Source organism: Paenibacillus sp. FSL R5-0713 (assembly GCF_037973325.1).
In the GTDB taxonomy this organism is placed as follows: domain Bacteria; phylum Bacillota; class Bacilli; order Paenibacillales; family Paenibacillaceae; genus Paenibacillus.
On sequence record NZ_CP150229.1, the window covers coordinates 6,008,852 to 6,021,099 of the forward strand.

Annotated in this window: 10 protein-coding genes; all 10 read right to left on the bottom strand. The window is 44.0% G+C overall.

What is annotated here, in order from left to right; translation table 11 throughout:
- Positions 1-119: 119 nt before the first annotated feature.
- On the bottom strand, positions 120-1,028 hold the full coding sequence (locus MKZ12_RS26870) for a YitT family protein (RefSeq protein ID WP_339238111.1): 909 nt from the start codon (positions 1,026-1,028) through the stop codon (positions 120-122).
- Positions 1,029-1,162: 134 nt separating this feature from the next.
- Positions 1,163-2,276 (bottom strand): peptide chain release factor 2 gene (prfB, locus tag MKZ12_RS26875; protein ID WP_339238113.1). Its coding sequence is split into 2 segments (ribosomal slippage): positions 1,163-2,203 and positions 2,205-2,276, totalling 1,113 coding nucleotides; the frame shifts between segments, so codons are not numbered across the junction.
- A gap of 241 nt (positions 2,277-2,517) precedes the next feature.
- Positions 2,518-5,022: a preprotein translocase subunit SecA gene (gene secA, locus MKZ12_RS26880; RefSeq protein ID WP_339238115.1), complete on the bottom strand. Its 2,505-nt coding sequence runs from the start codon at positions 5,020-5,022 to the stop codon at positions 2,518-2,520.
- Positions 5,023-6,041: 1,019 nt separating this feature from the next.
- The gene (gene raiA, locus MKZ12_RS26885; RefSeq protein ID WP_124116500.1) at positions 6,042-6,605 is read right to left on the bottom strand and encodes a ribosome-associated translation inhibitor RaiA; all 564 of its coding nucleotides are present in this window, start codon (positions 6,603-6,605) and stop codon (positions 6,042-6,044) included.
- A 432-nt stretch (positions 6,606-7,037) separates the two neighbouring features.
- Positions 7,038-7,235, bottom strand: a complete 198-nt coding sequence (locus MKZ12_RS26890; RefSeq protein WP_024631599.1) for a cold shock domain-containing protein — start codon at positions 7,233-7,235, stop codon at positions 7,038-7,040.
- Positions 7,236-7,588: 353 nt separating this feature from the next.
- Complete coding sequence (locus tag MKZ12_RS26895; protein ID WP_339257640.1) at positions 7,589-7,924, bottom strand: hypothetical protein; 336 nt, start codon at positions 7,922-7,924, stop codon at positions 7,589-7,591.
- Positions 7,917-8,312, bottom strand: a complete 396-nt coding sequence (fliS, locus tag MKZ12_RS26900; RefSeq protein WP_339257641.1) for a flagellar export chaperone FliS — start codon at positions 8,310-8,312, stop codon at positions 7,917-7,919. Before fliS ends, MKZ12_RS26895 begins: the two co-directional genes overlap by 8 nt.
- Positions 8,313-8,341: 29 nt before the next feature.
- Entirely contained in the window at positions 8,342-9,886 is a 1,545-nt protein-coding gene (gene fliD, locus MKZ12_RS26905; protein WP_339257642.1) for a flagellar filament capping protein FliD, read from the bottom strand.
- A gap of 39 nt (positions 9,887-9,925) precedes the next feature.
- Positions 9,926-10,312 (bottom strand): flagellar protein FlaG, encoded by a 387-nt coding sequence (locus tag MKZ12_RS26910; protein WP_339257644.1) that lies wholly within the window; start codon positions 10,310-10,312, stop codon positions 9,926-9,928.
- Between the two features lie 135 nt (positions 10,313-10,447).
- Entirely contained in the window at positions 10,448-12,127 is a 1,680-nt protein-coding gene (locus MKZ12_RS26915) for a flagellin (protein ID WP_339257646.1), read from the bottom strand.
- Between the last annotated feature and the right edge of the window lie 121 nt (positions 12,128-12,248).

Sequence of the window (12,248 nt, forward strand, 5' to 3'; positions counted from 1 at the left end):
GTAGAAAAGCAGGTACTCCCTCTCTGCCATTGCAGAGAAGGATGTACCTGCTTTTTTTTGAATTTTTATTCCCAAACGTATGAGTCCTACACGGCTCACTCACCTAATTCTCACACCGTTCACACATGCTCTCCCCGCTTAAAACCTTCGCCGAGCACTTCGTGCGCGTTACTAATAATGACAAAAGCTCCCGGGTCTACGGACCGGATCAACGTTTTGAGCCTCGGCACCTCATTTTGCCCAACCACCACCATCAGTACGGTTCGCTGATCATCGGTGTAACCACCTTTAGCTTCAAGCTTCGTCAAACCGCGATCCAGATCATCCAAAATCACTTTGCTAATCGCTTCAGTCTGGTTGGAGATAATATAAGCCACCTTGGAGAAACCCAGCCCCATCTCAACGGCATCGATCACTTTCCCCGTAACATACAATCCAATCAGTGCATAGAGAGATTGCTCTAATGACAATACAAATGCAGCCATAATAATAACGGTAGCATCCATAATCACCACACAGATCGAGTAACTCAGCCCACTGTATTTCTGAACGATTCTGGCCAGAATGCTCATGCCCCCCGTTGATCCTCGACCGCGGTATACAATGCCGATCCCCAAACCAACGCCAATACCGCCATACAGTGAACCAAGCAACGGATTTGTTGTTGGAATGGCCCAATCCTTCGTCAGATAGACTAATAATGGCAGGACAATACTGCCGAGGACTGAGCGAATTCCATACTGTTTACCAATGAGTAGAAATCCTGCAATCAGAAGTGGAATGTTAATCGCCCACTGGGTATATGCCGGTTCCCAATTAAGCCATTCCTTGCCCAGGATCGATAAACCAGACACCCCGCCTGAAGCAATCTGATTCGGTAATAGGAATAAATTAAAGGCCACTGCAATTAAAAACGAACCTACAATAATGGATAACGTATCCACGACGTTTCTCCATGGCCCGTTTAGGGGGATGAGGCTGGTTAACCTCTTTTTGCGATTATTATGAAATTGTGATCGTTGTTGCATGTTCTCGTGCTCTCCTTTGTTGTGACTGATCAGTTGTTCGTTCATGTTCTCTATATCTTATAAAATGATTCAAAAAAAAGCTCCTGTATACACCAGCATACGCCTAGACGTATGGGTCCATACAGGAACTTCTATTAATCGGTTTCTACTTTAATCTGGCTACGCAAATAACCATCGATGAATGCATCGAGGTCGCCGTCCATTACTGCTCCTGTGTTTCCTGTCTCTACACTTGTACGGTGATCCTTTACCATACTATAGGGATGGAACACATAGGAGCGAATCTGGCTACCCCATGAAATATCCGATTGATCTCCTCGGATTTCATCCAGCTGTTGTTTTTGCTCTTCAATTTTACGCTCATACAATTTCGAACGAAGCATCGTCATCGCTCGCTCACGGTTCTTGATCTGTGAACGTTCATTCTGACACGTTACAACTACACCTGTTGGAAGGTGAGTAATCCGTACGGCAGAGTCGGTGGTATTGATATGCTGTCCACCCGCGCCACTTGCCCGGTACGTATCGATCTTGAGATCCTCTGTACGGATATCGACTTCAATCGTGTCATCAATCTCCGGTACCACATCACAGGATACGAAGGATGTATGTCTACGGCCAGATGAGTCAAAAGGAGAGATCCGCACCAGTCGGTGTACACCTTTCTCGGCTTTTAGATAACCATAAGCGTTATGTCCTTTGATCGACAACGTAACACTCTTGATCCCAGCCTCATCACCTGGCAGATAATCCAGTACCTCCACCTTGAAACCTCGCTTCTCAGACCAGCGTGTGTACATGCGAAGAAGCATCTGGCCCCAATCCTGAGACTCGGTACCACCCGCACCCGGGTGAAGCTCCAGAATCGCATTCATCTTATCGTATGGCTGGTTCAGGAGAAGCTGAAGCTCGAACTCTGCAACCTTATTCACGATCGCTGTAATACTGTTACCAATCTCGGTAGCGAGGTCTTCGTCGCCTTCTTCATCCGCCAACTCTATCATCATCACTGCATCATCATAATCCTGCTGTAGTTTGGTGTATTGATCTACAGATCCCTTTACCGCATTCAGCTCAGCGATTACAGATTGCGCCTTGTCACTGTCGTCCCAAAAATCCGGGGCAGACATCTTCACTTCGAAGTTGCCAATCATCTCTTGCTTCAGATCTAAGTCAAAGAGACCCCCTAAGGTTTGTTAGTTTCTTGCCTATTTCACGCAGGTCATGCTTCACATTTGGATCGATCATGTGCAATTCCTCTTTTCATTAAGATAAGCTCCCCGCATCCAGGGCATTCCTCCAGATCAGGTATCAGATGCACCACCCTGGTGTTGAGACTACTGTTGTATCAGTATCTCTCTCCTCCGTGATCATGGTCATATTATTATAACTATGCACCATTCATCGGTTTTGCATCCTTCACTTCATCCTATGGAATACCCGGCTGCGAGGAGCCGTTCATGTCATCGTGTATATAAAAATCGTTGTACTACTCTTGACCGTGGCAGTGTTTGAACTTCTTGCCACTACCGCATGGGCATGGATCGTTACGTCCGATTTGGTCAGAAACCTTCACTGGACGTTTCTCAGCAGGTTCACCGCTTGTCGAGATCTGACTTTCCTCAACAACCGCTTGACGCTCCTGATTGCTCTCGATCTGTGCTCTCATTACATAAGTCGCTACTTCTTCCTGAATTGAAGCGATCATCTGATGGAACATCTCGAAGCCTTCGAACTGGTACTCACGCAGTGGATCTGTACCGCCGTAAGCGCGAAGGTGGATACCTTGACGTAATTGATCCATTGCATCAATATGATCCATCCACTTGCTGTCTACTGCACGCAGCACAACCACTTTCTCGAACTCACGAACCATCTCTTCGCCAATTCGCTCTTCACGTGCATTGTACTTGTTCTGAACTTTCGTGAACAGGTACTCGATGATCTCTTCTGCTTCCTTACCCCATAGATCATCTTTCGTTACCGAACCATCATCCAGCAATTTGCTGTTCATGTAATCGGCAACTTCCTGCAACTCCCAGTTTTCCGGAATATCGTCACTACAATGTGCTTCAACGATACGTTCAATGGAAGGTTTGATCATATCCATAACGATCTGTTTGATATTTTCGGACTCCAGTACCTCGCGGCGCTGTTTATAGATAATTTCACGTTGTTGGTTCATGACATCATCGTATTGAAGAACGACTTTACGCACGTCAAAGTTATTACCTTCAACACGCTTCTGCGCCGATTCTACTGCACGGGTAATCATCCGGCTCTCGATCGGTTGGTCTTCTTCAAAACCAAGGCGCTCCATCATGTTCAATACATTGTCTGCACCGAAACGTCTCATCAATTCATCACCCAGTGACAGGTAGAATTGTGTTGAACCCGGGTCACCCTGACGTCCCGCACGACCACGCAGCTGATTATCAATCCGGCGTGATTCGTGACGCTCTGTACCGATGATATGAAGGCCGCCTACTTCAGCTACACCTTCACCCAAGATAATATCTGTACCCCGTCCTGCCATGTTGGTAGCAATCGTTACTGCACCCGCTTGGCCAGCACCTGAGATAATCTCTGCTTCTTCCGCGTGGTACTTGGCGTTCAGTACCTGGTGTTTTACACCACGGCGCTTAAGCATATCAGACAAGCGTTCAGAGTTCTCGATGGATACTGTACCTACCAGAACCGGTTGATTCTTGCTGTGGCGCTCCACAATTTCTTCTACAACCGCCTTGAACTTGCCATCGATGCTCTTGTACACGACATCTGCCATGTCATCCCGTTTGTTCGGACGGTTGGTTGGAATCTGCAGTACTTCGAGGCCGTAGATTTTTTTAAACTCTTCTTCCTCGGTTTTCGCTGTACCCGTCATACCCGCAAGTTTACGGTACATCCGGAAATAGTTCTGGAAGGTAATCGTAGCAAGCGTCATACTCTCGTTTTGTACTTCAATTCCTTCTTTGGCTTCAATCGCCTGGTGCAATCCATCACTGTAACGACGTCCAGACATCAGACGACCTGTGAATTCATCAACGATCATAACTTCTTCGTCACTGACTACATAATCCACGTCACGACGCATGATTACGTTCGCTTTCAAGCCCTGTACGATGTGATGGTTGAGCGTAACGTTGGCATGATCATACAAGTTCTCGATCCCAAATGCTTTCTCTGCTTTGGCCACACCCGCCTCAGTCAACGCTACGGATTTCACCTTAATGTCTACCGTAAAGTCTTCCTCTGGTACCAAACGCTTCACAAAACGGTCAGCCGCATAATACAGATCTGTCGATTTCTGAGCTTGTCCAGAGATAATGAGTGGCGTACGCGCCTCATCGACCAGGATGGAGTCCACCTCATCAATGATACAGAAGAACAATGGACGTTGTACCATTTGCTCTTTGTATAGCACCATGTTGTCACGCAGATAGTCAAAACCAAACTCATTGTTCGTTCCGTACGTAATATCACATGCATATGCATGCTGTTTCAAAGCATGGTCCATACCGCTCAGGTTAACCCCTACCGTCATGCCCATGAATTCGTAGATTTGTCCCATTTCCTGGCTATCCCGCTGTGCCAAATAGTCATTGACCGTAACCACGTGAACACCTTTGGACATCAACGCGTTCAGGTATACCGGAAGTGTTCCTACCAGCGTTTTACCTTCACCCGTTTTCATCTCGGAAATACGGCCTTCATGCAGCGCGATACCGCCTAGCATCTGTACATCGTAGTGGCGCTTGCCCAGTACACGGCGTGATGCCTCACGTACAGTTGCAAATGCCTCTGGAAGAAGCTCATCTGTTGTTTCTCCCTTTTCGATACGAGCACGGTATTCCTCCGTTTTACCTTTCAGTTGTTCATCAGACAACGCCTGAAATTGTGGTTCCAGTTTATTGATCACATCGACCGTCTTCATCAGACGTTTAACATCACGTTCATTCATGTCGCCGAAGATCTTTTTGACAAGTCCTAGCATGGTATACCCCTTTCGTGCAAAACAGAATAGACCCCCTGTTGCCGCCACGCGACACCATCGGATGGATGTTGCTCCACTTGCCCGGGGGTGACAAACAATATAATTTGAGCTTATGAAGGTTACACTTCATCAACTCAGTTGCCAGAATGTCCTTTTGATCGCTGTTATCCCCTGATTTCTTTTAAACTCTCTTCTCAGAGGGGGAATTCCGGGGATAAGCGTATGCTTCCGATGTAGCTTTCTTTCAGAAAGCTTTCAGGCGAACGCTTCGCTTCTACAGGTCATTTCTGCCCTCTTCGTCATCCGTGTAAAAATCAAATTCAAATCATATGCTAATAAGTAATATGATGAATCAACTCCAGGCTTGCCAAGGGTTCCTCATGAAGCTGATTCGGTGTTCAAACGGATTCGGTTATTAGAAACTAGCCGAAGCCCGAGCCTTGCGAATCATGTTCATGGTGCTGTGCCTGTCATTGATTATGATTAGCGATCATTCGTTGACAATTCCTCATCAGGACAATGATTCTCTTTGCATAAATTGTAACAGTTTGTAAGGGTCGCCGCAACACGCCACGGCACACTTCTTTGAACTTCTGAGACATATCAAATGGAGTTTAAGTGCAAAAGATCATAGTCGTTAGCGGAAGCGTTCGATTGTCTTGTTTCATTTTACAAGGCAGACTGCCCTGTCAGCGAATTTTGATGGTAAATTTGGATGATAATCTCAAAATTAAGTTCTCGATATTAGGTGTACGAATATTTTCGTAACCATCGGAATCTAGTGGTTAAATTGTACCGATTATTGATTCTTCATACTATCTATTAGACGCAGCAGCATAGGGAATAGTTTCACCATTTTATTTCCAAAGGTCGTTTCCCCGTCCCTCTACGCACAAAAGAGCCCCATCCCCTAAGGGATGGAAGCTCTTGTTAACTCTAATCCAGGAAACTACAGTTCCTGAGTTCATTATTAAAATTTAGATATTCTTATTCAGTTCCGATGATCCTGTACGTTAAAATTAACCTTGTTCGATCAAACCGTACTTACCATCGTTCCGTTTATAAACCACGCTAACTTCTTCACTGTCAATGTTGGAGAATACGAAGAAATTGTGACCAACCATGTTCATTTGGAGGATGGCCTCTTCCACGTCCATTGGTTTCAGCATAAAGCGTTTCGTACGTACAACTTCCAAATCATCTTCATCCGTGTCCGCATCCAGTTCAGCTGTAGCTACAGTACCTGTTGGATCTTCAACGAAGAGTGTTTTCAGGCTGCCTTCCTGGCGGAATTTACGGTTAATTTTAGTTTTGTGTTTGCGGATCTGACGTTCCAGCTTGTCCACCACGGAGTCAATGGATGCGTACATATCGTCGCTCTCATCCTCAGCACGGAGCACAATGCCTTTCAAAGGGATCGTCACCTCTACCGTATGCAAACCTCTCGTCGTGCTCAATGTAACAGCACCGTCAGAGTTAAGGGGTGCATCGAAATACTTCTCGAGTCTACTCAACTTTTTGTCGACATAATCCTTCAAAGCATCAGTAACCTCGATTTGTTGACCTCGAATACTTAAATTCATAGGGCACTCCTCCTTTTTCCTTTGCCACTTCATTATAACACGAATGTAAGCGCCATGTAAAAACTCCCGGTGACCGAATAATGACATCTGTTGAAGCCACATCTGCCAACATAGGCATAACGCCATATTTCGCGATATTTCATCATATTCAGCCATAATCGAATATTTAGTTGGTATGAATTATTAGGCGCTTGATGATGTAATTAACCGTTTTTGAGCCACCTCAATCTAATATGTAAAATGAACTTCACTCGATCTCTTGGATCTACTGCTTTAATCTATTAAACTCACAAAAATACTGTTCCCGGAATGATCTTAATCTCGAATCTATTGAAACAAAAAAAGACCCCGGAACATACCGGAGTCTGATGCTAGCGATAATTCAATTTGGTAACCATCTAACCATATATGTAGGTCGGATTGTCCGGATGATTATAATTTGATTACGTTAGCTGCTTGCGGTCCACGCGCGCCTTCGACGATGTCGAATTCTACGGATTGACCTTCTTCCAAAGTTTTGAATCCTTCGGATTGAATTGCGGAGAAATGTACGAATACGTCGCCGCCATCTTCAGTCTCAATGAAACCGTAACCTTTTTCTGCGTTGAACCATTTTACTTTACCTTGCATGCACTAACATTCCCTTCGTCATCAAATGAAGTGAAGCTTTCGGCCTTAACCTCTGCCCACAATTCAGATAATACCATCCAAAGTTATCCATTGTCAATTGGAAAAGTAAATGTTTTCTTGGAATTTTTTGTAGATTAATTGGGGATTGTGTTGAATGGTGGGATAACTTGAATATATCAGGTAATCGGAGGGTTGATAAGTCTATTTTTTATGTATTAATAATAGAAACTCGGATGAGAGTTTACTATTCAGATAACGAGAAATAGATACACTTTTTTATAGAAAAAAATATAACACAACAGAAAAAGGACGTAAAATATCCCTCATAGGTATCTTACATCCTTCTGTAATATTTAATATCTTTTCGTGTCTACAATAATGCTGTCCACTGCGTAGGACGTCTCATATGCATTCTTCTGTACTTTAGCCTGTTTGCGTTGAATGAGCCAGTCTTTAGCTTCGATCTTCAAGCTGTTCATTCTCATCAGAATAGCATGATCATTATCCATGATCTTCTTAAGCCGTGCTTGTTGAGGTATTGAAGCTTTACCCTGACCTTGCTTTAGCATAGAATCAATAATGCTCTGACGCTTGTTCACAAATAGTTCTAATTCATCTGAACTCACTTCATTAATCTGAAGCATGATATCTTGCGTTAGCTGCTCTAGCTCCTTAAGCAAATCATCCATGAACGGCTCCGAGTTCAGATGAGGTTACCATTTTACTTGCCTGAACCCAGGTCTCTTTTAGCTCTTTCAAATAGCCCAAAGCTTCCTCAGCTGGCTCAGCAGCCTTTTTCGTATTAGCATCAATAAGAAGATAATTAATATATTCGTACAAAGCATTAAGATTCTCTGCAATATTAGAAGAGCGATCCAGCGTAACTGATAACTCGCTAACAATCGTTTGTGCTTTTCCAAGATTCAAACTAACCTTCTGATAATCCTTGGCACCTAATCCATCAATCGCTGTCCGTACAAAACGAATAGCCCCATCATACAACATTATCAACAACTGCCCCGGTGAAGAGGTCTGAACGGACGACTGACGATATTGATCATATGGAGACTTAATCATATTTACACCCTTTCAATCTTTAAATTAACTTAACTGGAGAAGAAGCTGGATAGGCTTGAAGCCTGACTTTGATATTTGCTCATCGCCGTTTCCATAGCCGTGAATTGTTTGTAGTAACGATTTTCAAGGTCTGCGAGGCGTTTTTCAAGCGCTGTGATTTGAGTATTATAACCTTTCAAGGCCTTACCCATAACGCTTTCTTCCTTGTAGAGACTGTTAACGTCACCGCTAAATTTGGTTGTACCGGCACGTTCTGCAACTTTGGTCATTGCAGTATCCATCTCTTTGTATATTTTTCCAAATATTGAGTTGTCCGCATTAGCACCAGACCCTTGCAAAAGATCGGAGACTTGCTGCGGATTGTCAATAATCGCTTTTTTGAACTTCTCTTCATCGAGATAAATCTTACCGTTTTCGTAATACTTACCCGCTGTAATCCCTATGTTGCTTAACTCTCCCATTTTCTCGCCCATAATCGTTCTTAGGGTAGAAGTCAGACTAGAGAGAATATCATCATTTTTGAGAAGACCACTCTTGGCTTTTTCCTCCCACAGCTTAATGTCGCTCTCCGACATCGCACTTCGCTGTTCAGAAGTTAGTGGTTGGAAGGTACGGTATTTCGCCTCTCCAACCTTCGTATTCATGAGGTCCAGCATTTTGTTGTAATCCTCAATAAAGGATTTAACTGTACTAAGGGCCTTGTCTGGATCACTCTGAGTATTTATGGTGAATGGCTTGTCGCCAGTTATGATACCATTTGTATCTCTTGTAACAGTCTCCGCCAACAGGTTCATCTGCACACCATTGTAAGTAATAACATTACTCGTTGGAGCTGGATTTAGCGTTAATCCGTTAATCTTAACTATTGCATCTTTAGCTGCAACGTCAGTGATCACCGCAGTAGCACCTTGTCCAAAAATATCTAGTAAAGAATTATTTCCGGCATCTGGGGGCTGAACATCAAGGATCCCCGTAGTACCAAGATCTTTAGCAGCAACAGTAAACTTCCCTGTTAGATCATCAAAACTAGCTTTGACGTTTAAATCCGTTTTACTATTAATTTTTGCAAGAATGGAAGACACCGTGTCTTGACCCGTAAAGGTCATTTCCACGTCGTTAATCTTAATTTTGTATTCTTTGGTATAGTCACTTGTTCCCAAGCTTGTTGTAGGCTGCCCGAATTTAATACCGTTGGCCAGCTCAGCTAACGATTGTCTTGAACTAAAGCCTTGACCCTTTCCATCAGTTACCTGCATTTTAGCAGTAGCCAATTGTTCAACGGAAACTTCCATTTTAATTCCGTTAGCTGCCGCACCTGCCTCAGCTTTGACTGCGTCGGTATTACCGGTTACTACTGCTTTTTGTGTATTAAGTGCTGATGACTGTCTATATGTCTGTTGCAACTTGGTGTTACGGAATTCATACATCTTACTGTTCAGTTCACGATAACTGTCCCTTTGCCACTCGAGCAATGTTTTCTTCTGGTTTAATTTATCAAGTGGAGCACGTTTGGCTGTCATGAGTTCTTTGACCATACTATCAACATCCATACCGGAAAATCCGTTAATACGCATAAATTCACTCCTTGCTTTTAGGATATATTAAGTACTTTTCTATACTTTCTCGTCGATCAGGATGCCCGCTATTTCCATCATCTTGGCTACCAGATCCAATGTCTTCTCAGGTGGAATCTCCCGAAGCACTTCTCCCGTTTCCTTGTTCAGCACCTTGACCATAATGTCATGTGTCTTCTCATGGATGCTGATGTCCAGCGTTGTCTCCGGACCTTGTAGTGCTTTCACCGCTCGGTCAATATTGCGGATCAGCAGTTCTTCTCCCACCGATAGATTTACACCCTGCTTTTCTTTGCTATAGGCTTCTTTTGCTGTCCTGATGTTTAATGTGTCGGTTCCCGCTTGAGAAGCGCCTGCCGGGTGCTGCACCTCTATAGCAGGATTACTTGCAGATGAGGCAGCAGATAAGGAAAATTGAATGTTCACCCTTGAACGACCTCCAACTATTTCGCATTTATAATATATATCGGCGTATCGCCTGTCCAGCTTTAGGAAATATGTAAAATCCAATAAAAAAACCTTGGATCAGAGATCCAAGGTTTAGTATGAAGCAAATTAAGATTAACGAAGCAATTGCAGAACGCCTTGTGGTTGTTGGTTAGCTTGAGCCAACATTGCTTGAGCTGCTTGAGCCAAGATGTTGTTTTTCGTTTGGCTCATCATTTCTTTCGCCATGTCAACGTCACGGATACGGGATTCAGCAGCTGTCAAGTTCTCGGAAGCCGTTCCCAAGTTGTTGATTGTGTGCTCCAAACGGTTTTGAACAGCACCCAGTTTAGCGCGCTCGCTGGAAACCAGGGAAGTTGCTTTGTCCAAGATGTTGATTGCTTTGGAAGCATCTTCACGAGTGGAGATATTCAGAGCTGCTTCAGCTTTGATATCGTTTGTTCCGTTAGTAACGGAGTTCTCTTTCGTGAAACCAGCTTGTCCAGCGTTACCTGTAATACCCAGGGCAGCGGAACGAACATCGTTGATTTGTAAGGACATGGATTGGCCAGTGTTAGCACCGATTTGGAATTTCGTAGAGAAGCCTACACCTTGTACTCCCGGTCCAGTTACCTGTTGCACATTTCCAACCACATCAGCCGCTGCGTCAACACCAATTGCTGTTAATGGCGAACCTGTTCCTTCAGTAAGAGAGATATCTTTTCCTGATTCTGAAATGAACTGAATTTCGTTATCTGCAGAAAGCGAAGCTGTTACTTTGTCGGAAATACCAGCTTCTTGCAATGCAGCGTTCAAATCTTTAATTAAGTCTTGTGAAGCTGCATTTGCTATGTTTTTATCAGCATTGGCAGTATCGTAAGTTTTTCCTTCTTTCAAAGTAACGGTTACTGCACTTTCAGTACCAACAGTTACTTTAAAAGTAGAGTTTGCTGCAATCGTATTAGCTGTCCCGCCATCACCGAGGGCAGTTCCACCTTGAATACCATGACGCTCAACTGTTGATGGAGTACCTTTATTCTCTGTAGGGTTTGTTCCAGTAATTCCAACAGCCGTTGCTCCAGCTGCGTCAAACTTAATATCACTGGTCGATCCAGAAGATTTTGCAGTAAAAGTGAATTCCCCGCCAGATTCAGTAATGTCAACAAGGTCAGATAGCTTCACTCCACCAGCCGTAACATTACCCAAGTTTGCTACCGCGTTAGCGCCGTTAAATGCAGGAGTTGCAGCTCCATCACTCAAGTCTGTACCAGCAAGATCAAATGTTGTGCCGTCTACAGTGATTTTACCAGCTGCGATTGTTGTAGCAGTTACAGCTGTATCAGATGTAAGAGTTGCACTTGTTGCTTTTGTAGTTTTTGCACCATCATTGCTTCCAATACCACCGTTCAACAATTTTTGAGTATTGAACTCAGTAGTGTTACCGATACGGTTGATCTCGGAAGTCAATTGGTTCATTTCGTCTTGCAGAGCTTGACGATCTGTATCAGTGTTCGTTCCGTTCGCAGATTGGTTGGAAAGCTCACGCATACGTTGCAGGATGGAGTGAGTTTCGTTCAATGCACCCTCAGCTGTTTGGATCAAAGAGATACCATCTTGAGCATTACGGGAAGCTTGGTCCAAACCACGGATTTGACCGCGCATTTTTTCGGAAATTGCCAGACCTGCAGCATCGTCACCAGCACGGTTGATGCGAAGACCGGAAGACAATTTTTCGATGTTTTTGTTAGTGTTAGCAGTGTTTGCAGACAGTTGACGGTGTGTGTTCAACGCCGCAATATTATGGTTGATAATCATTAGAGTATTTCCTCCCTGAAAATAAATTAGTTCCACATCCATGTGGTAAACGCCGCGACATTAAGGTCGGCCGCCCTGCCGAAGCAGCGTCTAAATTATATATCGACGGAAGGTGAACAAC